Origin of the sequence: Rummeliibacillus pycnus, assembly GCF_002884495.1 — a bacterium.
In the GTDB taxonomy this organism is placed as follows: Bacteria; Bacillota; Bacilli; order Bacillales_A; family Planococcaceae; genus Rummeliibacillus; species Rummeliibacillus pycnus.
Window position 1 is genome coordinate 2,264,483 of sequence record NZ_KZ614145.1, and the last position, 25,437, is coordinate 2,289,919.

The 25,437-nt window shown below is 34.4% G+C and carries 21 protein-coding genes; 9 read left to right on the forward strand and 12 right to left on the reverse strand.

What is annotated here, in order from left to right; genetic code table 11:
* Window positions 1-65: 65 nt before the first annotated feature.
* From CEF14_RS11175 to CEF14_RS11215, 9 genes are all read right to left on the reverse strand, one after another.
* Complete coding sequence (locus CEF14_RS11175; RefSeq protein WP_102692935.1) at window positions 66-560, reverse strand: flagellar protein FlgN; 495 nt, start codon at window positions 558-560, stop codon at window positions 66-68.
* Between the two features lie 18 nt (window positions 561-578).
* Window positions 579-842, reverse strand: a complete 264-nt coding sequence (gene flgM / locus CEF14_RS11180; protein WP_102692936.1) for a flagellar biosynthesis anti-sigma factor FlgM — start codon at window positions 840-842, stop codon at window positions 579-581.
* A gap of 178 nt (window positions 843-1,020) precedes the next feature.
* On the reverse strand, window positions 1,021-1,437 hold the full coding sequence (locus CEF14_RS11185; RefSeq protein ID WP_102692937.1) for a TIGR03826 family flagellar region protein: 417 nt from the start codon (window positions 1,435-1,437) through the stop codon (window positions 1,021-1,023).
* A gap of 161 nt (window positions 1,438-1,598) precedes the next feature.
* Window positions 1,599-2,099, reverse strand: a complete 501-nt coding sequence (locus CEF14_RS11190) for a ComF family protein (RefSeq protein ID WP_245890148.1) — start codon at window positions 2,097-2,099, stop codon at window positions 1,599-1,601.
* A 95-nt stretch (window positions 2,100-2,194) separates the two neighbouring features.
* The gene (locus CEF14_RS11195) at window positions 2,195-3,607 is read right to left on the reverse strand and encodes a DEAD/DEAH box helicase (protein ID WP_102694383.1); all 1,413 of its coding nucleotides are present in this window, start codon (window positions 3,605-3,607) and stop codon (window positions 2,195-2,197) included.
* Between the two features lie 756 nt (window positions 3,608-4,363).
* The gene (locus tag CEF14_RS11200; protein ID WP_102692939.1) at window positions 4,364-5,206 is read right to left on the reverse strand and encodes a DegV family protein; all 843 of its coding nucleotides are present in this window, start codon (window positions 5,204-5,206) and stop codon (window positions 4,364-4,366) included.
* Window positions 5,207-5,465: 259 nt separating this feature from the next.
* Window positions 5,466-6,119, reverse strand: coding sequence for a nuclear transport factor 2 family protein (locus CEF14_RS11205; RefSeq protein ID WP_102692940.1), 654 nt, complete (start codon window positions 6,117-6,119; stop codon window positions 5,466-5,468).
* A gap of 336 nt (window positions 6,120-6,455) precedes the next feature.
* The gene (locus CEF14_RS11210; protein WP_102692941.1) at window positions 6,456-7,130 is read right to left on the reverse strand and encodes a response regulator; all 675 of its coding nucleotides are present in this window, start codon (window positions 7,128-7,130) and stop codon (window positions 6,456-6,458) included.
* A gap of 25 nt (window positions 7,131-7,155) precedes the next feature.
* Window positions 7,156-8,310: a sensor histidine kinase gene (locus CEF14_RS11215; RefSeq protein ID WP_102692942.1), complete on the reverse strand. Its 1,155-nt coding sequence runs from the start codon at window positions 8,308-8,310 to the stop codon at window positions 7,156-7,158.
* A 186-nt stretch (window positions 8,311-8,496) separates the two neighbouring features.
* On the opposite strand from CEF14_RS11215, the gene CEF14_RS11220 reads away from it, so the two are divergent.
* Together CEF14_RS11220 and CEF14_RS11225 are read left to right on the forward strand one after the other, a co-directional pair.
* Window positions 8,497-9,132: a YigZ family protein gene (locus tag CEF14_RS11220; protein WP_102692943.1), complete on the forward strand. Its 636-nt coding sequence runs from the start codon at window positions 8,497-8,499 to the stop codon at window positions 9,130-9,132.
* Between the two features lie 135 nt (window positions 9,133-9,267).
* Window positions 9,268-10,485: an LCP family protein gene (locus CEF14_RS11225; protein ID WP_102692944.1), complete on the forward strand. Its 1,218-nt coding sequence runs from the start codon at window positions 9,268-9,270 to the stop codon at window positions 10,483-10,485.
* A gap of 686 nt (window positions 10,486-11,171) precedes the next feature.
* On the opposite strand, the gene CEF14_RS11230 is transcribed toward CEF14_RS11225, so the two are convergent.
* Window positions 11,172-12,209, reverse strand: coding sequence for a glycosyltransferase family 4 protein (locus tag CEF14_RS11230; RefSeq protein WP_102692945.1), 1,038 nt, complete (start codon window positions 12,207-12,209; stop codon window positions 11,172-11,174).
* A 936-nt stretch (window positions 12,210-13,145) separates the two neighbouring features.
* Between CEF14_RS11230 and brnQ the strand changes: the two genes are divergently transcribed.
* Both brnQ and CEF14_RS11240 read left to right on the forward strand, forming a co-directional pair.
* Entirely contained in the window at window positions 13,146-14,480 is a 1,335-nt protein-coding gene (gene brnQ, locus CEF14_RS11235; protein ID WP_102692946.1) for a branched-chain amino acid transport system II carrier protein, read from the forward strand.
* 287 nt (window positions 14,481-14,767) lie between these two features.
* The gene (locus CEF14_RS11240; protein WP_102692947.1) at window positions 14,768-16,342 is read left to right on the forward strand and encodes an FMN-binding glutamate synthase family protein; all 1,575 of its coding nucleotides are present in this window, start codon (window positions 14,768-14,770) and stop codon (window positions 16,340-16,342) included.
* 502 nt (window positions 16,343-16,844) lie between these two features.
* Here CEF14_RS11240 and CEF14_RS11250 read toward each other — a convergent pair.
* Entirely contained in the window at window positions 16,845-18,161 is a 1,317-nt protein-coding gene (locus CEF14_RS11250) for an NAD-dependent malic enzyme (protein WP_102692949.1), read from the reverse strand.
* A gap of 586 nt (window positions 18,162-18,747) precedes the next feature.
* Between CEF14_RS11250 and CEF14_RS11255 the strand changes: the two genes are divergently transcribed.
* From CEF14_RS11255 to CEF14_RS11270, 4 genes are all read left to right on the forward strand, one after another.
* Window positions 18,748-18,858 carry a methyl-accepting chemotaxis protein gene (locus CEF14_RS11255; protein ID WP_281256551.1) on the forward strand — a complete coding sequence of 37 codons (111 nt, stop codon included), beginning with the start codon at window positions 18,748-18,750 and terminating at the stop codon, window positions 18,856-18,858.
* On the forward strand, window positions 18,842-19,228 hold the full coding sequence (locus tag CEF14_RS11260) for a hypothetical protein (RefSeq protein WP_102692950.1): 387 nt from the start codon (window positions 18,842-18,844) through the stop codon (window positions 19,226-19,228). The genes CEF14_RS11255 and CEF14_RS11260 overlap by 17 nt, the downstream gene beginning before the upstream one ends.
* Window positions 19,229-19,617: 389 nt before the next feature.
* Window positions 19,618-20,931: a C40 family peptidase gene (locus CEF14_RS11265; RefSeq protein ID WP_146013879.1), complete on the forward strand. Its 1,314-nt coding sequence runs from the start codon at window positions 19,618-19,620 to the stop codon at window positions 20,929-20,931.
* Between the two features lie 393 nt (window positions 20,932-21,324).
* Window positions 21,325-22,059, forward strand: a complete 735-nt coding sequence (locus tag CEF14_RS11270) for a C40 family peptidase (protein WP_102692952.1) — start codon at window positions 21,325-21,327, stop codon at window positions 22,057-22,059.
* 551 nt (window positions 22,060-22,610) lie between these two features.
* Here the strand turns inward: CEF14_RS11270 and CEF14_RS11275 are convergent.
* On the reverse strand, window positions 22,611-24,206 hold the full coding sequence (locus CEF14_RS11275; RefSeq protein ID WP_102692953.1) for a S1C family serine protease: 1,596 nt from the start codon (window positions 24,204-24,206) through the stop codon (window positions 22,611-22,613).
* Window positions 24,207-24,628: 422 nt separating this feature from the next.
* Between CEF14_RS11275 and CEF14_RS11280 the strand changes: the two genes are divergently transcribed.
* Window positions 24,629-25,354, forward strand: a complete 726-nt coding sequence (locus CEF14_RS11280; RefSeq protein ID WP_102692954.1) for a WecB/TagA/CpsF family glycosyltransferase — start codon at window positions 24,629-24,631, stop codon at window positions 25,352-25,354.
* Window positions 25,355-25,437 lie beyond the last annotated feature (83 nt).

Below are 25,437 nucleotides of genomic sequence, written 5' to 3' on the forward strand. Positions count from 1 at the left end.
CGTAATCTGCAATTATCATCAATCTAATTTATTCAGAAAAAAAGCACCTTTGATGAGAGGTGCTTTTATGCTTGTGAGTCAAAATGTGTTTGCTGCATACGATTGCCACGTGATTGTGTTTTTGAGTAGTTAATTTGATCAGGTTGTGGGCGTAGTAAATCCAATGTCATATTGACGAATTGTAGTGATTGGAAAATCATTTTTTGGTTTAAGTCGTTTTGATTTTTTAGTCGATCTATGACAAGCATTAGTCTTTTTCGTACTTCTTCTAATTTTTCTTTTTCTTGCAGTTCATCAGCTGCTTCCATTACATCGGCAACTGTAGCTAGACCAGATGGAGCAATCCCCTTAGCTCCTAGGTAATCCGTTACCATTTTCTGGCGTTGTTGCTCGAGCTGTGAAATCGCAGCTATATGGGCCTGCTCATCTTTGAGCATTTGATCGAGTCCATCCATGTCTCCAACCTTAATCAGCTCTGTTTTATGATAAGAAAGCTTGAGCAGACTCTTATGCATTTTTTCGAGTTTATCCATGATAGATAGTAGTGGATCAATCGACATGTCTTATACTCCTTTTTCTCATCGACGGTAATAGTTAAAAATATCTGTTGCAAGTTTTTGAGCGTCTACTTGGTAATTGCCAGTTTGAATCTGTTCCTTTAGTTGCTGAACACGCTCAGCTCTTTCATCTGCATAACTTTTAATTCCTTGAAGGTCTTTAGCAGCTGAAGAAATTTCTAATTGATCTGTTACATTCAGTGTACTTTTCTTAACTTGCTCCGTCTTTAACGATTGGTTTTGATACGGGTTTACCTTATTTACACCGTAGTTATAGATTTTCATCTCAACGACCTCCTTTCGTTCGTTTCGTTGTCTACACATTATTTCGGATAAGTTTAGATGATGTTAAGTAAAATAGAAGAAACGCGAAAGACATACTAGTGATTAAATAGCTATATAGGGCTATTTTCCTTTCAAAAATAAATCTCCATACAAATCATATGTATGGAGACTTAGGTCTTTATTTTCTTTTACGGTCTGCTAAATAAGTAGCTTTGTCATTTTTGGCAATATTCTCTCTGAATTCCTGAGCTGCTTCAAACTTATTAAGATTCGATTTCAATTCTTTCGTACAACTTTCGCATAGTTTCCCTTTAGTCGTTAAATGACCGCAGTTATCACATGGGTATCCTAAATTAGGGAATAAAGCGGGTTGTAATCTATTTTTTTTAACCCATTTATATAATAGCTCTTTTTCTACTCCCGTTGCTTCAACAATTCGATCTACTGTTGCTGCACGGTTTTCCCTTCTACGTAAGAAGCGGTAAACTTCTTCATATAATTTTTCTTCATCTAGTGCACATTTAGGACAAATCTCTCGAACACCAGTATAGTTAAAGAAACTTTCACACTTCGGACAATTTCGTAACTCCCCCATTTATTGTACCTCCATCTCTATTTATTTATATTGTCGACGTAACTATATGAGATTTTATAGATTATCTTAATAGTAAGCTTATTTTCTGATTACATCATAACAAAAACATAGGACTTTGGATACTTAATAAGTAAAAGTTTAGGAATTTGTCATTATACGTTTCATCCTTGGATGAGAGTAAACGAAGATACCTTTTTTGCCCCTGCTTCTAGTAATAATGATTTTGCATGTTTCAGCGTAGTCCCAGTTGTGACAATATCGTCTATTAGTAGATAGTGAGTTGCTTCTACTTTAGCATTTGCCTTTAATTTAAAAAGTTGCTCTGATTGTTCCCTCTCTATTTTCGATTTACTCGATTGAGTAATCGATGATTTTTTCTCTAGTAAATGAGTATAGGGAATATTGGCTGCATTGAGTAGTTCGTCGATATGTGCAAATGTTCTTTCCTTTAGTTTTTCGGGATGCATTGGAATGGGTACAATAATGGCTTGTTGTTCCTTTAAGTATTGATGAATTTGCTCACGAAATACTTCAGCTAGTACAACATCCTTCAAAAATTTATAGCGATGCAAAAAATCTTTCATTGGTTCATTGTAATGATATAAAGCTGTAATATCTTTATATTTTTGTTGCTCTAGAGTTAAAGCTTCAAATTTCAGCATGCATTTTTCACAAGTAACGGGTTCAACTGTTTTGGTGAGGAGCTTGTTCCAAGTAATTCGAATTTGTAAAGGCCTGCAGCATAGATAACAATACGTTAATTGGTTGGAGTTACTGATGTCAGCACCTCCATATCATTTAGCTTTAGGATTGTATTCCTTGCTTCATCCATTTCAAGTGTGATGCCGTGGTGGAAGAATACTAAATCTCCTGTTGGGCGATCAGCTGATCGACCTACACGACCACCTATTTGAATCAGTGCGCTTGCTGTGAAAATCTCACTTTCCGCTCCAACTATTGCAACTTGTACGTTTGGAATGGTGATTCCCCGTTCAAGAATGGTTGTTGTTAATAGACCTGGAACCTTTTTTTGACGAAGTGCAAGTACCTTCTCTTTACGATTGGGATCTTCTGCATGGACCGCTTCAATTTGTGGATGCAAATTTTGAAACAAAGGAATTGCTTTTTCCATAAGTTCAATGGTTGGGAAAAATACGAGAAAGGGTTCTTCCTTCGTAAGTCGGGTATTAATCCAATCTATTAATTTTCCGGGAATCCTTCCTTTTGTCATTTGTTTTTGATAATTAAATAGCGACTCATAACGTGGCACAGGAAGTGGATGACCATGATATCTTCTAGGAATAAAAGAATAACCACCTTTTAATTTTTTTATCGTTTCAATGAGTTGATCAGATGGTGTTGCAGTTACAAATAATATGGGTGCTTGTGATTTCTTCGCTTTCTGAACTGCTTGTTGCAATGTCTCATCAAACGTATAAGGAAATGCATCTGCTTCATCGACTATCACAACATCAAATGCCTCTTTAAATCGATAGAGCTGATGTGTCGTTGCAATAATTAGTGGCGAATAACGTTTTTCTACTGTTGCTCCACCATATAATGCTTGTACAAAAGTATACGGAAATACTTTTTGAATTCTTGGCGCAAGTTCAAGGACAACATCCGTTCTTGGCGTTGCAATACAAATTCGTTTATTTTGGTTTAGACATTCCGCAATGGCATGAAAAAGAATCTCTGTCTTCCCTGCCCCACATACTGCATGGATCAAATGGAATCGATTCAATTTCACGCTTTCAATTAATTTTTCGGAAGCCTTCTTTTGTTGTGGCGTAAATGTGCCTGACCATTGAAAGATACGAGATCGATTGTTTTTAGTATAGGATTCCCGCTGTGATCCTGACCAGAGTATTAAATCTGAACAGCTACTAACTCTCCCCATATTGATACAATGTCGGCAATATACACAATTTTTATTGCACTTCGCACAGTGAAATGAAGCAAAAAATGTAGGGTTTTGATTTAGACAACGATTACAGATGTATTTATTAATTGAAAATAACTTATTCGTTGAGCTTATTACTTGTACACCTGGAATCGTTTGGATAGATCCCAGTTGAATATGTTTGTTGATTGTTCCTTTCGGGAAAGGAACATGGTCTCGTAACCAAAGGCGTCCTGTCAGAAAGTCTCGAAGTTGAAAGTTGATCAGATGTTGTGGGAAAGAAAATTGATGGGGTTGATTTGTTTTATTCAGTTTAAAACGCAAAAGCTTCCTCCAATTCTGGGGTTGGATTGTATTTATTTTACAAATTTTATGTAGTTGTTGCAAGATAGTTTTTGTTAACAGAAGATTCGGGGGATTTGTTTAAGAATTTGAGAGATGTACATGCGACTTTAGAAATTGTATTTGCGTACTCATCAATTTACGTCTTTTAAATTTGTGAAATAACTCTATTACTCTTATTATTCGCGGCTGTATTTTCGGTTGTATGGATCTACATTCTAGCGCAAACAAGGAAGACTCTTTTTCTCGCGTTCTGTTTCTGTTTACTCGCGTTCTCTGGCAATTTACTCACGAATTTGAGAGATTTACTTGCGACTTTGGAAATTGTATTTGCGTTCTCAGTAATTTACGTCTTCAAATTCAGTGAAGAAATCTCTTTTTCTCTTATTATTCGCGGCTGCATTCCCGGTTGTATGGATCTACATTCTGGAGCGAATGAGGAAGACTCTTTTTCTCGCGTTCTGTTTCTGTTTACTCGCGTTCTCTGGCTATTTACTCACGATTTTGAGAGATGTACATGCGACTTTAGAAATTGTATTTGCGTACTCAGAATATTTACGTCTTCTAGATCAGTGAAACAACTTAATTACTCTCACGGCTACGGCTGTATTTTGGATTACCTCGAATAATGGCCCCAAAAAATCCCACCAAGTAATTTGGTGAGATTTTTTTCATATTCGGTTATTTTCTATACCATCCAAGTCCTAGAGATCCTTCGCCTAAGTGGGTACCGATGACTGGGCCGAAATAGCTTAGTTTAAAGTTTACGGATGGGTATTTTTGGCTTAATGTGGCTAGCCATTCTTTTCCTTCTGCTTCACAGTTTCCGTGGATGACTACTGCTTCGATATTAGGATGTGCTGCTACATCTTCACCTAATAAATCTTCTACTCGTTTTAAGGCGCGTTTACGTGTGCGGATTTTTTCAAATGGAACGATGACTTTTTCTTGGAAATGTAGAATTGGTTTAACTTGAAGTAAACCACCGATTAATGCAGATGCAGCAGAAAGTCGTCCACCTCGTTGTAAATGAGATAAATCATCTACCATAAAGTATGCACGCATTGTTTTTTTCATCTCATCTAGTTTGGCGATAATTTCTTTTGCTGAAGCACCATTTTGAGCCATTTTCCCTGCTTCTACTACATAAAAACCTTGAACAGCACAGGCAATTTCACTGTCATAGCCGTATACCTCAATACCATCGACCATTTCGCCAGCTTGGACTGCACCCTGATATGTACCACTAATACCACTGGACAAATGGATCGTTACAATTTCATCATAGTCTTTTGCTAGCTTTTCAAATAAAGTGACAAACTCGCCAATCGGTGGCTGAGAGGTCTTTGGAAGTTCCTTTGCTTCTCGAACTTTATGATAAAAAGTAGTAACGTCTAAATCGACACCTTCAGCAAATGTCTCTTGATCAAAAATGACACTAAGCGGTACTACGTGAATAGGATACTGTTGTTGCTCAGCTTGGGACAAATAGGCTGTACTATCTGTTACAATTGCTGTTGTCATTAATAAATTCACTCTCCTACCTAATCTATTCATTTTATAATATATTTCTATCAATGTTAAACAGTGAATATGTTCACTTTATAGTTTGTCTGATTTTCAATTGTAGGTCAAATTTCAAAAAGTTATGGAAATTGATACCGCTTATTTTATTACCTAAACAATCTCGATTATGTTTTCTCTTCAGGCTGAAAAATCAAATTTAAGCGTTTCCTCATAAAAAAAGAATGCATAGAAAAATCACTCTGCATCCTCAAAGATATTATTCTTTTGTTCCCATTACATAGATTGCTGAAACAACCCATCTGCCGTTTTCTTTTACCATTACAGATACTTGATTTGTCGGTTGAGTAAATGAGTTATTGTCTTGCTTCATCAAAACGTTGACGTTTGCAAATACTTCTGCATAATTCTCTTTATATTTTTTGATTGTTACATTTTTAGCAGTCCGCTTTGCATCATATTCTTTGAAAACTTGTTTAGCATAGTCTATGTCTTCTTGGCGGTTAAAGCCTTTTGGTTTTTGGGCTATTGTCGCTGCATATCGATCAATGTCTTTGGCATTAAATGCAGCTAAATTTTCGTTAAATGCAGCTATTATAGCTTGCTTTTCTTCTTCTGGGATAGATTTTGCTTCTTCCACTTTACCATCTGAATTTATTTCAAAACCTATTTGGTCATCCTTACTGGAAGTAGAATCGGGCGATGCTTCTTTGCTAGATTTTGTAGAATCTTGTGTTGCTTCTGTGAAATTTTGTTTTGTATCTGTTATACCATGATTAATCGAATTATTTTGTGATGTGTAATCACTATCTTTCGTAGAGCCAGAGCTACTTTCTTTAGCCTGATCATTATTTGAACAAGCAGCTAGCATTAATCCGCAAACTACGACAAGCGCTATTTTTTTTAAAGTCATATATACCCCTCCTACATTCTCCTTGTGATTAGAATACCCAAATCCCCCAAAATTCATAATGATCAGAATCTCAATAATTATTAAGACGTAACTGATATAAATTAGTTTCTAATATGTATTATTCATACAGTTTTTGTTAGGCATACGCAATTAGTATAACTAGAATCTATTTGTATGTCATTTAAAGTTCCTTTCTGTCAGAAATATGTCATAAACTTGCCTTTTTAAATTAATTACTTTTCCACTATATAGATAGTGAAAAAAGGCTAGAGCGACTGTTTCAATTTCAGTCACCCTAGCCAACTACTAATAAATATCTTATTGATCTTGATGTTATTATCGAACTTCTACCCAGCCGTTTTTAATAGCGGTTACAACAGCTTGTGTACGGTCATTTACATTCATTTTTTGAAGAATGCTTGATACGTGGTTCTTTACAGTTTTTTCAGAGATGTATAATGTTTCACCGATTGCTCTGTTACTTTGCCCATCTGTTAAAAGTTGAAGAACTTCGCATTCACGTTTTGTAAGTAGATGGAAAGGACGGCGAATTTCTGTTTGATGGAATGATCCTTTATTTTCGCGTTCACTTAAACGACGATATTCCGCTACTAAATTACGTGTTACTTTTGGATGTAGGTATGAACCACCTGCTGCTACAATTTTAATTGCATCAACAATTTCATCGGCATCCATTTCTTTTAGCATATAGCCAAGTGCACCAGATTTTAGTGCATGTGAAACATATGATTCATCATCATGGATTGAAAGCATAATTACTTTTGCATCAGGATATTTTTCTAATAGTTCTGCTGTAGCTTCTACACCATTTTTTTGTGGCATATTGATATCCATTAATACTACATCAGGTTGGTATTCTTCATATAGACGAATAACGTCAATACCGTCATCACCTTCAGCTACTACATCAAAAGTATCTTCGAAATCTAGAATTCGTTTAACACCTTCGCGGAATAATTGGTGATCGTCTACAATAATAATTTTCGTCATTAATATTTCCTCCTAAATGGGTCCCTTAATTTTTCTGACCTTGATTTAATGGGATTTTAAACATAATACGTGTGCCTTGTTTTTCAGCAGATGTTAAATTCATTTCTCCGTTTAATAATTCGACTCTTTCACGCATACCGATTAATCCAAAAGAATTCTTTTTTACAATATTTGTATCGAACCCTATACCATTGTCCTTAATAGTAATATTGAAGTGTTCTTTTCGCCACTCAAAGTTTACCCATACATCGCGTGATTTACCGTGTTTAATTGAATTATTTACACATTCCTGAACCAATCTGAAGACAGCAACCTCATAATTTGTTCCTATACGAACTTGTTCACCGATTGAATTAAAATGAACAATAGTTCCTTGGTTGTACTCTTCTACTGATTTCAAATATTTTTTCAAAGTTGGTACGATTCCTAAGTCATCTAATGCCATAGGTCTTAAATCGTAGATAATACGTCGAACCTCGTGTAATGCATCACGTACCATGTTTTTTAGTGATGATAATTCGTTTAAGGCTTGTTCAACACCACGTTCTTCGTATGTGCGATTGATTAAATCTGTGCGTAACAATACATTTGCAAGCATTTGAGCAGGTCCATCGTGTATTTCCCTTGAAATACGTTTTCTTTCCTCTTCAGTAGCTTCAATGATTTTAATTGTATAATCTTCTTTCATCTTAGCATTCTCAAGTGCAGGTCCAATATGCTTAAGGTCGAACGTTAAATAATTTAGTACGACATTGACTTGGTTTACCAAATGATCAGCTCTCTCAATCGTATCAAGTAAGCTGCGCATTCGTCTTTCCAAATCATCTCGTTTTTCTCTTAACTGTTTTTCTTCAGCTTGAAGAATTGAATAGCGAATTTGTATTTGATTTGCTTGATCGTAGGCTTTGTGAATTTCTTCTTCCGAGAATATTTTAAAATTCTTTGATACTTCAGCCAAGCGTCTTCTGGAAAGTCTTGACTTTGCCTCAAGTACATCATTTTCGGATATTACATTCTCTATTTTAGAACGAACTTCTTCAAGTTCAAGTTTCATCTCTTCAAATGTTCTACGGCTTTGTTCACTAATTGTAAAGATGTCATTTTTCGACTCATCAATCGTTTTTACCATACGATTGAAAATCAAATCTAATGATTTCAAATCAACTTTATCATTTAACATTCACATCACCCTTACATTTTGTGCTACATTTAAAATAAATAATACACTACTAAATAATTTATACACCTTTCTTACTGTACCCCAGTCAATATTATATCATTAGTCAGTCCTATGACTATTAAATTATGATGTCAAGAAGATGTCAAAGGTTTCATTAGGTAATACCTATATAATGAGGAGTGTAACATGCGAAAAAATTATTTAACATTAAAAAGTACTGGAACAAGTGAAATCGTTATATCAAAATCCAGATTTATCGCTAACTGCAAAAGAGTGGAATCAGAACAAGAAGCTTTAGATTTTATACAATTCATCAAAAAAGAACATCATTCAGCTACGCATAACTGTTCAGCATACCTAATTGGTGAGCATGACCAAATTCAAAAAGCAAATGATGATGGAGAACCAAGTGGAACAGCTGGTGTACCTATTTTAGAAGTATTAAAAAAACAACATTTACAAGATACTGTAGTTGTAATTACACGTTACTTTGGAGGCATTAAATTAGGTGCTGGGGGACTAGTGCGTGCTTATGGTAAGGCTACTACTTCTGGGCTAAAAGCTTCAGGTATTGTCGAACGTCGAGTTCACTGTGTTATGAAGATTGATGTCGAATATCTTTGGCTAGGAAAACTTGAAAATGAAATTCGAAACTCTTCCTATATTATAAAGGAAATAAATTATTCAGGTAATGTGGAAATTTATGTTTTTGTACCTGAAGAGGAAGAATTTAAATTTACTGAATGGATCACTGAAATGACGAATGGACAAGCAAGTATTACATGCTTCGACAAGTTGTTTCTGGAATTTGACAGAATATAACCAAAAATTAATTTTACTGATTCGATTCATCATAGTATAATTAAATTCGTCACACGAAAAAGCGGAAACTTTATTTTGGTGTCGGCGTCAAATACAACATGTAGATTAGTATTCCTAGCTTAGAGGAGATTATATATGACAAATTCAAGAGTACAGGCGAAAAAGGAGAAAAAAGCAAGAAAAGCACCTAAGAAAAAAAAGAAACATTTAGTTTTAAAAACCTTTTTAATTCTTTTTGCTTTAATGCTTGTTTCTGCCGGAGCTTACGCTTTCTACCTATATAAACAGGGTGAAAAAGCAGCAAACAAAGCTTATGATAAAGATAATACACGTGTTAAATCCGAATTAAGGGATGCAAAGGTCGAGCCTTTAAAAGACAATATTTCCATACTATTTGTCGGAATCGACGATAGCCAAAAAAGGGAGCAAGGTTCAGACCACTCGCGTTCAGATGCGCTTATGCTTGCAACATTAAACAACAAAGATAAGTCAGTAAAATTATTAAGTATCCCTCGAGATTCATATGTTTATATTCCTTATGTAGGTCATGATGATAAGATAACACATGCTCACGCATTTGGTGGCACCCAAGCAACAATCGATACAGTTGAAAATCTATTAGATGTGCCAGTAGATTACTATTATCGTTTAAACTTTGATGCATTTATCCAAATTGTAAATGCTCTCGGTGGCGTTGATGTCAATGTCCCTTATGCAATGCATGAGCTTGATGAAAATGATAAACGTACTGTTGACTTAAAACCAGGAATGCAAACATTGAATGGTAGAGAAGCATTAGCACTTGCACGTACACGTCACCAAGATAATGATATTAAACGTGGCGAACGTCAACAAATGATTTTAGAAGCCATTATTAAAAAAGCTTCTTCGATCTCATCCATCACCAAGTATGATGATATATTAAATGCAGTAGGTAACAATATGAAAACCAATATGACATTTGGTGAAATGAAATCTCTTGCAGCCTATTTAAAAAATGGTATGCCACAAGTTGATTCACTTACTTTAAAAGGTTATGACGATATGTCAACTGGTGTTTACTATTACAAACTAGACCAAAATAATCTTGCACAGATTAAAAAAACATTGCAAAACCATTTAGGTCTTACAGCAAGTGAAATTAACAAAACTAAACAAAATAATACAGATACCAATACCAATACCAATACCAATACCAATACCAATACCAATAACGGTACGACAAATACCAATACAAATGGATATGGATCTGGTTATCAATCGGGTTCCAATAATAATTATAGCGGCTCTGGATCTGGTAGCAGCTATAACTCAAATTACAATTCGAATAATTACTCAAACAATAACCAATAATAAAAAGGCATCTAACAGTGATTTGCTGATAGATGCCTTTTGTTTGTTATGTTTGTTGAAAATCTGACTGTCGTGGATGTAGGTGATTTTTACTCACGTGTTTGATTGATTTACTCGCGTTCTCCATTCATTTACTCACGTTCTCCATTCATTTACTCGCGTTCTCATTTAAATTTGCTCACTCTCGATTATTTACTCACGTTCTCCATTGTTTTACTCGCGTTCTCTATCATTTTACTCACGTTCTCGATCGTTTTACTCGCGTTCTTTCTAATTGTATCCGATTTACATACTTTTTAAGTCTTTATCCAAAGAATCCTTAAACCCCTTTCATATGATTGTTTGTTTAGTTCTCACTTAAACAATCTTATTACTTATTGTTCCGAACTTTCACTGCAGACTATTTCACGAGCTTGGCTTTCCTCGTTAAAATTCAACCTTTTGTAGCAGACTGCGCATTTGTGATACTACCTTTCTAACGGAGGTCCCGTAAGACTATAAATACCCCACTGAATTAGCATTGTACAAAAAGCGAATGCGTTTACGAAAACTCCTCCGTCGAAAGTGAAATTGCCTATAAAGTTATATGAATTACATTATGAAATTGATTCAAATTCAAATAAAAAAAGAGTGAATGAAAAAGATCGTTATCTAAGGATCTTTTCGTTCACTCTGATTCTATCTATTTATTTCTTCCGTACAAGATTTAACAATGGGCGATAGTTATTTCCTGCTAGTCCAATCACTTCAACAAATAACTCGATTGAAATTAAAATAACTGTTATTAAAAGGATTGCTCCCCAAAGTTTTGCCATTGAGAAGATAATAGCTGCTAAACCGAACATTGCAGCAATACCATAAATGATTAAAACGGTTTGGCGGTGTGTAAAGCCAATACTCATCAGACGGTGATGCAAGTGAGATTTATCTGGGCTAAATGGTGGTTGTTTGTTTAACAAACGACGCAAAATAGCAAAGAATGTATCTGAAATTGGAACACCTAACATAATAATTGGAATTACTAAAGAAACAAATGTTACGTTTTTAAATCCGAGTAAGGCTAAAACGGAAATCATAAATCCGAGGAATAATGCCCCGGTGTCACCCATGAAAATTTTAGCTGGGTGGAAGTTATAAAATAAGAAACCACATGTACTTGCTGCAAGGATTAAAGCCATTGCTAATACAAATGTGTTACTCATAACAAACGCCATTGTAGCAAGTGTCACTAATGCAATTGTTGAAACACCAGCTGCTAGGCCATCTAATCCATCTATTAAGTTAATCGCATTCGTAATACCAATTATCCAAATTAAAGTTAATGGAATACTTAAATAACCAAAATCTAATTCACCACCAAATGGTAAATTAATGGTATCAATTCGAACATCACCAAAGAAAATAACGATTGCTGCGGCAACTGTTTGCCCAATCAATTTTGTTTTTGGTGAGATTTCAAGCATATCATCAAGGACGCCTGTTACAATAATAACGAAGGCTCCAATTAAAATCGCAATCATTGATTCATCCATAGGTCGTGCAATCACTACACCTATAAGAAATGCTAGGAAGATAGCTAATCCGCCTAATCGAGGCATAATATGATCGTGCACTTTACGATAATTTGGTTTATCTACGGCCCCAATACGGTATGCGAGTCGTTTAACAAGCGGAGTCAAAAGAATTGAAGCGACAAATGCTACAACTAATGCTAGGTAATTCATATTACCCATCCTCCTTATAAACTCTACATATATTAATAAAATGCGCAATAAAAAACGCATTCAAAATGCTAATCATCATCGAATACAAAGAGTATTATAGCATGATTTCATGAAAATAACACTCTGTTTCAATTAATTTCTTAGCATATTACTATTTTCGTTCTTTTTGTTTATACTTCTTCCATGACGCATTTCACAATAAAATTGTTCCGAATTCATTAGAAATCTCCTGACAAATTAGTCAGGAGATTTTATAATATTTATCTATTTTATTTGATCTTTTATAAGAAACTTTTTCTGACGATTAACAACTTTTCCTTTATCGACTGCCAATTGATTAATACTATTTATTTTCTAATAGAATTATGCTTAAAATGTAGTGCTACTTGTTAAGTATGGTTTATATGCTCGATCTATGTATTGTATTTATTTTTTCCTACTCTAATATATGTTAAGAAAAACATTACAGTATCTTCAACTGTATGCTAAGAATATAAAAGGTATTGTCTTTAAAATGCAGTAGATTATATAATCTATAAATCTTGAATCTTTAGATATCCTTTTGATGTAGAAATTCGTCATTAGAGTTGACCGCGTATTTGCCATTTTGTTGCCACTTTGAAGAACTTTTATTTTCTAAATATGATATCCTAGCATCCATAATCCCTCGTCGCTTTATTTAAAAATTAATTTGTTTATAATTTTCTTTTATTTTCGAATATTTAGCGTATTTAATTTAAATTTTCACTTTTCCATCACAATTTAAGGTTCCATTATTGACACATTCGTGTTAATCTATTCAAGTAACTTTTTACAACTGTTGTAATTAGAATTTTCTGATAACAACGAATATTTAATCACTTTTATAATTAGCGTTCTAATTTCATACATTCATTCAGAGATTATACGCAAGTACATTTTAAAGGAGTCTTCTTTATGCAGAATCAAAATCTTCCTCTTTGGGAAAAAATCTCGGTTGGGTTCATGCTTTTTGCATTGTTCCTAGGTGCCGGTAATATTATCTTCCCACCACAGTTGGGACAAGAATCTGGTCAACATTTTGTTGTTGCCATTATTGGTTTCTTAATTACAGGTGTAGGTTTACCTTTACTAGGTGTAATCACAGTTGCAAAATCTGGTGGTGAACTTCAAGATATGGCTGGCCGCATTAGTCCAGCATTTGGAATTATCTTCACATCTATTGTTTACCTTGCAATTGGTCCATTTTTTGCAATGCCTCGAACTGGTACAGTATCATTCGATTTAGGCGTAAAACCTTATTTACATGGAGCTTTACTGGATAGTAGATGGCCACTTATTATATTTTCAATCATTTTCTTTGGGATTACAATGTTCTTTGCATTGAATCCAAGTAAATTAATTGACCGTGTAGGTAAAATCCTAACACCTGCACTTTTAATAGTAATTGCCGCTCTTGCAATCAAATCAATTGTTACACCAATGGCTGGTCATGGTGAAGCAAAAGTTACAAAGGTAGCTGATTACGTACACAATGCATTTTCATCAGGATTCATCCAAGGTTATCAAACAATGGATTTCCTTGCAGCATTAATCTTCGGTATTGTAATTGTTGAGGCGTTAAAAGGTAAAAATATTACCAACCGTCCAACTGTTGTAAAAACAACGATCTTCGCAGCATTTGTTGCAGCGATCGGATTAGCTCTTGTATATATTTCGCTAGGATATATCGGTTCATCAAGTGTTAAAACAATTGGTTTTATCGGAATAGGAGCAGACGTTATTACAAAGTCTGCTAATGTGTTATATGGCGAATTCGGTAACTATCTATTAACGTTAGTTATTATGCTAGCTTGTCTAACAACCTCAATTGGTTTAATGACTGCTTCATCTGAATTCTTCCATAAAATTATCCCTGGACTTTCTTATAAAGCATGGGTATGGATCTTCGCAATTTTCAGTACCATTATTTCTAATGCAGGTCTTGAAAAAATGTTGGCAGTTTCCGGTCCAGTATTAAACATGATCTATCCATTAGCAATTGTATTAATGATATTAATATTAGCTTCTAAGTTCTTTAATGATGCTCGCCCTGTCTATATCGTTGCATTAATTTTGACTGGATTAGTTAGTGTATATGATGGATTTAAAGGTGCAGGAGTATTCGATATAAAAGCATATGATACTTTCCTTAATCATTTACCACTTTATTCAGCAGGCATCGGTTGGTTACTTCCAGCCATTATTGGTGCAATTATTGGTTATGTGATTTCATTGATTAAGAAAAACTAAATTCGTTTTGGATCAAGACGATTAGAGTGAATATACTCTAATCGTCTTTTTTGTATTAACAATAAAGTTATAAGCATATTGAGAAGTGAAATCTTCATAAACTGTTAACCACAACGATTGCGCTTACCTATAAATTTTCTGTTTAAGGTAAGCGTTTGCAATAATTTTCTTAAAATAAATACATTTTTTATTTTAACCACTTGAATCAATCTCAATTTGTGATATATTTAATACGCAAATTAGATGAATTCACGAATTCGACACAAATATTTTTAAGGGTGGCTATTATGGAAGGCTATAAATTAATCTTCTCTCTATTACTTATACTAATTGCTATTTTTGTTGTAATACCTGGTATTACACTATTAGTTTTATATTTTATGGATCGAAACCAAAAACAACATGCAATTCTACGAAACTTCCCACTTCTTGGTAGAATGCGGTATATTACAGAAAAAATTGGACCGGAACTTCGACAATATCTGTTCGATGATGACCATAAAGGAAAACCTTTTAGTCGTGAAGAGTTTTTACATGTCGTATTACCTGGGAAATACTTAGGAAATGTCATAGGATATGGTTCAAAACGTAATTTTGAAGAAGCAGGATTCTACATACGTAATGCCATGTTCACGAAACAAGTAGATGAAATGCGCGTTGACCAAAGTCAAACAGTTGAAACACAAAAATACGTAATCGATTCTGATGGATTGTTCAACCGTAAAGAACACAATGAAAAAGTAACTGTAAAACCTTGGTTACTACCAGAAGAAGATGCAGTGGTAATTGGACCTAATTGCCGAGAACCATTCCATGTTCGTAGTTTAGTAGGTCAATCTGCAATGAGTTACGGGGCATTAGGTAAAAATGCTATTACAGCTTTATCAAAAGGGATTGGCTTAGCTAAAGGTTCTTGGATGAACACGGGTGAAGGTGGTGTTTCAGACTACCATTTAGCTGGTGGTGCTGATTTAATTGCTCAAATTGGTTCAGGTTTATTTGGATATCGCACAAAAGATGGCGAATTTAGTTTTGAATTATTAAAAGAAAAAGCTGCTATACCACAAGTCAAAGCTTTTGAATTAAAACTTGCGCAAGGTGCAAAAACTCGTGGTGGACACGTTGAAGCGGATAAGGTAACCGAAGAAATTGCAAAAATTCGTAATGTAGAACCACATAAAACAATCAATAGTCCAAACCGTTTCCGTCAATTTGATGATTTCCCATCATTATTTGATTTCATTGACAAAATCCGCGAAACTGGTGGTCTACCAGTTGGGATTAAAATTGTCATCGGTAGCCCTGAAGATGCAGAAAAACTTGCATCATATATGAAAGAATCCGGAAAAGGACCAGACTTTATCACAATTGACGGTGCTGAAGGTGGTACAGGTGCAACATATCAAGACTTAGCAGATAGCGTTGGCCTTCCAATTCACTCAGGACTTGTTCTTTTACATGATGCTCTTGTAAAACATGGCGTACGTGATCGCGTTAAAATTATCGCATCCGGTAAAATTATTACAGCAGACCGCGCTGCAGTAATTCTAGGTTTAGGTGCTGACCTTATTAATGTTGCACGCGGCTTTATGATTTCAGTTGGATGCATTATGGCTCAACGTTGTCATACAAATGAATGTCCTGCTGGAGTCGCAACAACTGATCCTAAATTACAAAACGGATTAATTATTGAAGAAAAAAAATACCGTGTAACAAACTATATTGTTACTATGCGTGAAGGTCTATTCCGAGTAGCTGCTGCTGCTGGTCTAGATTCCCCAACAAAATTCAACAGCGAACATATTGTCTACAAAGATGATTACGGCCGCGTGTTTACAGTTGAGAATTTGAAAGCTAAGTAGATTAATAGAATGAATCTCCCAGTGTTATAGCTGGGGGATTTTTTTATATTGATCCAGATTTAATGATTAGATTACTAAATTCAAGATTTACTTGCGAGTTTTGTCTTTTTATTAGCGCTTTCCCATGATTTACTTGTGAATTCTGCTATTTTATTTGCGACTTTCCGAATTGTACTTGCATTCTCAGTACTTTAGGTCTTAAACTTGGTGATTAACAACCACGTTTTATCCACTAAACTTCTTTGATCCTCTTTGTATTTGCAAATTTAGTACTTGCGACTTCGGTCTATTTATTTGCACTTTGCCGTGATTTATTTGCGATTTCGGCCATCTTATTTGCGACTTTCCAAATTGTAATTGCGTTCTCAGCATTTTAGGTCTTAGATTGATTGATTTAGACCATAGCATCTCTACATTTTTCCTCAAATTGTCGGCCAAATCTAAAAAAGACCACCTCAATGAGTGGTCTTTTGAATTACACTTTCTTCTATTATATATTTTCTTAAATTTGCTCTTTTAATGCAATGCGTTCCACTGCTTTTGCTACTGATCTGTGAACGTTAGGATCCAGTGGGTGTGGAACGAGGTCACCATTATGTGTTGCATCTACAATTGCATTGGCTGCTGCCAAAAGCATTGGATATGTGATACTTTTTGCATTTGCGTTCAATGCTCCACGGAATATCCCTGGGAAGCCTAGAACATTATTTACAAGACGGCCATCAGCTGCATAGGCTGCTCCTGCTTTAAGGGCATCTTCAGGTGTAATTTCTGGAAATGGGTTTGATAATGCTAAGATAATTTGTCCTTTACGTACCATTTCGGGTTTAATCAGGTCTTTTACCCCTGTAGTAGCGATTACGATGTCACAATGTTCCATTAATTCTTCATTAGAGTTCATGACAGTACCACCAAAGCTTCTTAAGCGAACAAGTGAGCTTTCTTGGAAGTCGCTACCGCATACTTCTTTTACTCCGTATTCTAGCAACATACGACAAATCGCCAGTCCCGCTGCACCTAAACCTATTTGACCGACAACAGCTTGTTTTAAGTCCACACCTGCATACCGACATGCTGATAAAGCCGCAGCCAACGTCACTACTGCTGTGCCATGTTGATCATCATGCATAATTGGTATCTGTAACTCTTTTTTCAATCGTTCTTCAATTTCAAAGCAATGTGGTGAACCGATATCTTCTAATAAAATACCACCAAATCCTTGAGCAATATGCTTTACTGTTTCCACTACTTCATCTGGATTACTTGTATCGAGCAAAATTGGTATACCACTAATCCCAGCAAATTGATCGAATAATACAGCTTTCCCTTCCATTACAGGCATACCTGCAACTGGACCAATATTCCCCAAGCCAAGAATCGCCGTTCCATCTGTTACAATTGCTACTGTATTGCCGATACTCGTAAAATAATGTGCTTGTTCTGGATTACGTTGTATTTCTTGACAAACACTTGCTACACCTGGTGTATAAATACGACGTAAATCACTCAAGGAACGCACATCGATTTTGCTTGTCATATGTATTTTCCCGCCTTCATGTGCTTTCATCACATCATCTGAAACAGCACGAACAGAAATACATTCTAGTTCGTTAATGGCATTTACGATTTCGTCCAGTTGAGCAAGGTCTTCACAAGTACAAGTAACATCTCGAATAGTAGATAATGTACCAACTTTTAATGTTTTAATATCACCGATATCGCCACCATGATCACCTATCGCTTTTGCAACTTTAGCAAAATTCCCTGGTTTTGATGGTGTTTCTACTATTAAATTGCGCATTATATTTTGACCAGACATACATATTCCTCCATTAGGTCTTATTCTCATTTCTCCCGCATTAACGAGTAGTAATCACCCACTGGAGATAACTACCCGTAAAAGCCCGATTGTTTCAACTAATACCATCAATGAGGGATGAAAAAAGCCCCACCGATAGAAGTTTCACTTTATGACTTTTCTGTGACTATTAGAAGTTTATTCTACTACTATGTACTGTAAAGGTAAATATTTATAACAGAAGAGAGCTGAAAAGTCATAATTATCTGTAAAATCTACACATTTTTTGTTTTGAATTCTCTTTTTTCGGGTATGCTTGAAGTATAGTGATTCAAAAAAAGAACCTTCAATAAGAAATTCTTTTTAATTACTAGTCAATTACTCATTGTTTATTTCACTATTGAAATATATTTCTTTGCAACTCGGAACAATTAACCTCCTCAGCTCTGCAGAGACCGCTAGCCCCCTTGTTAGCGGTTCTTTGTTTTCCTAAATCAATTATTATTCAAAATAAATAATGTAAATCCAGTTTGAATTAATTTCACAATATAAATTCAATTAGTATTTTATACCCATTTATTTATTACTACCGTAAAATTAGTTTCCTATTGAACCCGCTCGTGCTGGTGAACACGGGAAAGGTTTTGCAGTAGTAGTTGAGGAAGTACGTAAATTAGCTGAAGAATCCATAAGTTTCGCAAATGAAATTCGACAATAACTGCGAACATTCATCAAAGAAAACTGTAGAGCAAATGGAAGATGTAAATGAAAATGCACAACTAAGTTATGAAAGTATTAAAATTACAGGTTCAGCTTTCCAAGAAATCTACGATACTTCTTTATCACTCTTAAATGAAATTCAAGAAGTTTCAAAAGTAACGGAAGCAATGGCTATAGCATCTCAAGAAACTGTAGCCTCCCTTGACCATGTCAACACTATTTTCCAAGATACAACAGATAAAACACAACAGATTGCAAGTCTTTCTGAAGAACAATATGCAATGATTGAAGAAATCATAGCATCAACCGAAGAATTAAGTAAAATGGCTGAATCATTGAGTAGTAGTATTCAAGCGTTCAAATTATAAAGAGAAATCAATAGAGTTCTCTTCATCTCTCCTGATGATCCTATCTCACTTTTTATCTTATTTATTCTCTCTCATTCTTGAGGTGAGGTCTTAGAATATCAAAATTCAGGTTAAATTTTACAAAAAGAGCACAATTATTAACAAAAATCGCGCCCTTTTTTCATATTATTTTTTACATATATAAACATTAATAAAGGATTTTTTATATCATAAATCCATTTTAATAGTCCTTTAGATTTAATTATTACACTTTTTATATAAAATATTATAATTACTAATCTATCAAATTTACCCTTTTTCTTAAGTAGATTGTTTTAATTGCCGTTTTTCTCTACAATGAATGTAACGACATTCGTACGCTATTATCCAACAAAAAAGGAGTGATTTTTGTGAAAAAAGCTTTATATTCTGTTTTAGCTATAGGTACAGCTACTTTGATTGTTAACGCACATGATGCAGAAGCAAGCTCCAATTCATATAAAGTCAAGAGTGGTGATTCTTTATGTGTAATTGCACAAAAATATAATACAACTGTAAGTCAGTTAAAAAAAATCAATCATCTTACTTCAGATCTAATTTATGTTGGACAAACGATAAAAACAACTAACAGCAAAGCTATTACAAAAGTGAGTACTACTTCTGTAAAAAAACCAACAATTACTGCCAAAAACACGACTACTTATAAAGTACAATCAGGCGACTATCTAGCAAAAATTGCTGCAAATCTAGACGTTTCTCTATCAGCACTTATGAAAGAAAATAAACTCACGAATGATCGGATCTATGTAGGGCAAACTTTGAAAGTCCCTGGAAATTCAACTGTAAAAGTAGCTAGTACTACTAAAACAGATAAGAGACCAACTAATCCAAATAATAAAAGCACTACGACAAAAACAACTACATATAAGGTACAATCAGGTGATTATTTAGCAAAAATTGCTACTAAATTTAAAGTTACTGTGGCTTCAATTAAAAGTAGTAATCATCTTAAAAATGATTTAATCTATGTTGGTCAATCCTTGAAAATTCCAGGAAGTAATACAAACTCTACTTCTAACAGTTCAAAGAATACAAATTCAACAAATCAAACAACGACATCCACAACTGCTAGTAAACATACCGTAGTTGCTGGTGAAACATTGTCAATTATTGCGAACCGTTACGGAATTACCATTACACAGTTAAAGTCATGGAATGGTTTAACATCTGATATTATTCGTGTAGGACAAGTATTATCTGTAAAAAATAGTGGAACATCTAGTCAACAACATAAGGAAAATACAACAGCTGTTTCAAAACCAAACACTACAGTTCAGTCTTCTTCCAAAGTTGTGAAAGCAGCTATGAATCTAGCTCTTTCGTTTCAAGGGGTACCTTATGTTTGGGGTGGATCTTCTCCTAGTGGCTTTGATTGCAGTGGTTTTATCTACTACGTATATAGTCAAGCAGGTTACAACAATATTACGAGAACAAGTGCGGCTAGTTATGAAGCACGATCGTACTATGTTTCATCACCTAAAGCTGGCGATTTAGTATTCTTTAAAAACACTTATAAACAAGGCATTTCACATTTAGGAATCTATATAGGAAATGGACAATTTGTTCATGCTGGTGGCGATTATGTTCAAGTTTCATCTGTAAATGATTCCTATTGGAAAAGTCATTTTGATAGTTATAAACGATTCTACGATTTAACATATTAATTACTATAGTCATAATCCGACCTTGCTAATCAATTTTAGCAAGGTCTTTTTTGTTTGTAACATTATGTATTATTTCATTATCACATTATTACTATCTCAACAAAATGACGTAAAAGTAAATACACTAACATTCAAATTACGTCATAACCTTCTTAAATTTATGAAATCAAATGATATATTTGAAAAAATTTACATTAATTTAAGTTTAATATACTCTATTAAAGTCGAAATATCCACCTTTTGTTACATAACTGTAATATAACTGTAAACGGAATTGCATTGTCTTTTTGTCATATTTTTTATAAAGTTATACTTGTAAATATATCAAATACAAAAACAATCGTTTAATTACTATATATACAAAACATTGTTGAGAATAGTTGGAGGAATTTTATGAATAAGAAAACCTTATTTACAGCAATCGCGTCAAGTGCACTTGCATTAACACTTAGCTTCGGACATGCAAAAGCAGCCGAAAACAATGAAACTACATCTGTAACACAAAACACTGAAGTAACAATGGTAGCTAATTCTCAAGCAACAGCAATTAGCGGAAAATATCATGTTACTGCTAGTTCACTAACTTTACGTGCTGACGCTACTACAAGCTCAAAAGCATTAGCATATATCAACAAAAATACAACAGTAAATGCAAAATACAAAAAAGTTGTTGGTAGCAAAACATGGTTCAAAGTAACTGTTAAAGGCAAAACAGGTTGGATGTCAGCAGCTTATCTAAAAAAAGGCTCTGGTGTTAAGAAAACATCTGATAGTGCTGGATTAAGTTCAATCGTTGAAACTGCTAAACAATATCTTGGTACACCTTACGTTTACGGTGGTACAACTCCTTCTGGTTTTGACTGCAGTGGTTTTACTCGCTATGTGTATGCAAAACACGGCATTGATTTGCCTCGTACAAGCCGTGCACAACGCGCAGCTGTTAAATATACAAGCAACCCACAACCAGGTGATTTAGTATTCTTTAACGTTGGTGGAGGAGCTATTACACACGTTGCAATTTATGCTGGTAACGGCATGCTAGTTCATGCTGCTGGTGATCATGTTCAATTCCAAACAATGAGCACTTACTGGAAATACTACGTACACAGCTACGGTACAGTACGTTAATCCAATAAACTCAAACTATAACCTCAACTATTCTAACAATTGAACCCCTAAGCAAATGACTTTTTCTCCAAAGTTATTTACTTAGGGGTTTCTTATTTTGCAATAGATTCTACTTATCCTTTCACCCCTTCCCTTATAAACTCAAGGAGGTTCATATTTCTTTTTTCTTAAAGTTTTATGAAGTCTTCTATTGAATGTTCAAACTGAGAGAAGTCTATTAACAACCCTACTTGACTTTCTTCTCTCTTGTTCTACAAAACTCCCGATTATCAGTGATTTAATCAAAGAAGAAGCATTCCCTTTTCAAGGTATTTAGAGTTATCAAGCATTCTGATACAGTGCATACAACATTAATATAAGGCTTTTATTCCCTCACCTTGCGTCCCTACTTACTAATAAATATGTTTACCTGATTCTATCCGTTTCAATCATAGCGATAACTTGTAAAGCTTATTTCCACTCATACTTAGACAGACATAAAAAACCACCTCGTGCTAGTTGTATCTAGCACGAGGTGGTTCACTAATCATAAAGTTTTTCTATAAAATCTGTTATTGTTGAATTGTTTGTGGTTCCGTTGTAGTTGAAGAAGAGTTCTCTTCGTTTTTGTTATTATTGTTTGTAGGATCTTGAACCTTATTTGGGTCAACACTTTGTTTATTTACAGTTGTTTGATCATTACTTTCAGAAGGTACTTTTTGTTTTTGATCAGTGCTTGTATCACTAGGATTCTTCGTTGACTCTGTTTCTGCGTTTGTTGATCCTGTGTTTGAGTTTGAATCTACACTTGAATTAGAATCTGTATTTGAATTTGATGATTGGCCATCATCAGATGAGTTTGTAATGTCTATCTTTGAAAATTGATAGTCACCATAGTCATCAATCACAATCGTGTATAATACCGTTTCTTTCAGTTTATGTTCTTGCTTTGTTTTCTGATCCGTATAAACAAAAGTTGAATTGACTTCTGCAGTTGCATACTCTTTATAAATATTGATTTTACCGATAGTGTATTGCAAATCTTTGAATTTCTTCTCATCTGTTGAATAATTCTCTAACATTTTTTTCGCAGTGTTAATAGCACTGCTTCCTGGTAAAATATATGTTTCATAGTAATTTTGTGCTTTGTTTTTGATTTGGTATGGGAATAATTCATAGTAACCATCTACATAATCTTGAACCAGTTTTTTCCCTAAGTATGCTTCATCTTTGTGATTATCTTCAAAGTTTTGATTATTATCAATGTTAATTTTGACATTTTCGTTTGACCATTTAGTAATAAGAGGCATAATCTTACTAATCGGAATTGCATAACCAATATCAGGTTCATCCGTAAGTATGATTGAGTTAATACCTATTACATTACCTGTATCAGCATTAATAAGTGGACCACCACTTGACCCTGGATGTAAACGGGCTGTCATTTCATACAAACCAGTATACGTATATTCATCGGTGAAGTCTGCACCAATACTTGTGATCTTCCCTTTTGTTGCCGTACCACCCTTATTGTTCGGACTACCAATTGCAATAACTGGTGTATTTACTTTAGCAGGTGCTGTATCTAAGACTAGTGGATCTTTTCCAGCTAAATCTGGTACTCGTATAAGAGCGACATCGGTTTTTTTAGAAATTCCAATGACTTGCCCTTGAAATTGTTGACCATGTTCATTTGTCACAAGTACATAACCGGCATCTTTTGCAACGTGCGCATTTGTGATAATGTCACCTTTTTTATTAAATAGGAAACCTGAACCTTGTTGCAAGTCTGTATAAACTGTGTACACCTGCGTCTTTGCATTCGCAACAATAGCGGATGTATCCTTTTTAGGCATATTTACATTTGTATAGTCTTGTGTTGTTGTATCTCCATTATTAGAATGGACTGCATTTGTTACGGTTCCCTCTTTAAAACCGGTAGATTCGGTATCTTTTTTATTGTCAGTTGAATCTTTGTTGTCAGTTGGTTTTTCCGGCGTTGTTTTATGGACATTTTGAATTTTAATATGATCTTTGTCTGTTGCTGCTTTATCGTTTTTCGTAAGGAGCATATATGCACCCGAAATAACTGCTATAAGCAAAACAATGGAAACAGCTATTCTTTTTATGGATGCTTTCTTAGGTTGATATCGTCGATTATTCGTCATTCCACATCCACTTCCTATCTTTTATAAACTTCTATATTATATATAGACGGATACATCATACCTAAAGTTTCAAAACTAAAAAAAAATCATCTTGCTTATCAATTTTCACAAAGATTATCATAGCACATATTCATTAGAATAGAATGAGAAAAATGGATTTTTATTTAGAAAAATTCACCTTTTCTTGTTCTGCCCTATTTCAGTCATTGTATGTACAAATTTAGATAATTTGTTATGGTTATTGAGATATAATTTTGGCTACATGTATCATCATTTTTCAAGATATTTTTGTAGGACTACCTAGTAATAATTATTACTTTTTATGAGTTTTATCGGTCCATTACATATCTTCATTTGAACATATGAATTTGTAGTATATAATAGGAAGAAATATAACTTATGTACGCGGAAAGGTTTAGATAATGAAGAAGATTGATGTACTAGGGATTTCGGTAGTAGATACAACAAAGAGTGAATTTGTTGACCATGTTATAGATGAAATGCAAATCACTGAAAAGCCAATTTGTATTGTCACAGCGAATCCTGAAATTATTATGCTAGCAAAGGAAAATAAAGACTACGAACAATGCTTATTAAATTCTAATTATGTAGTTGCAGATGGAATAGGCGTTGTGATTGGGTCAAAAATACTTGGTACACCTTTACAAGAGCGTATTCCTGGATATGAACTTGTTCATGATTTTTTACGAACTGCAAAGGCAGGTCATAATCGTTTCTTCTTTTATGGAGGAAAACCTGGTGTTGCAAAACAAGCAGCTGAAAAAGCTAAACTATTATACCCACATGTAAAAATTGTTGGTGTAGCTGATGGTTACGGTGGTGATGGAAACGGGGATGAAGTAGCTGAAAAAGCAGCTGTCTTAAATCCTGACTTTATATTTGTAGCCACTGGTGCTCCTAAACAAGAAGAATGGATTGCAGAACACAGAGAACAATTTTCAAATGCAGTCATGATGGGAGTTGGAGGTAGTCTAGATGTGCTTTCTGGGAATGTAGATCGTGCACCAGATCTCTTCATCAAACTGAATCTTGAATGGTTTCACCGTTTACTTACACAACCAACAAGATTTAAGCGTATGTTGAAAATTCCTCAGTTTTTATGGAAAGTTAAGAAATCGAAGAAATGAGAAAAAGCCAGCTGAAAGCTGGCTTTTTGACCTTTAAAATGATATTCCACTTACTTTCTAGCTAAAAAACCTAACCTCCTAAG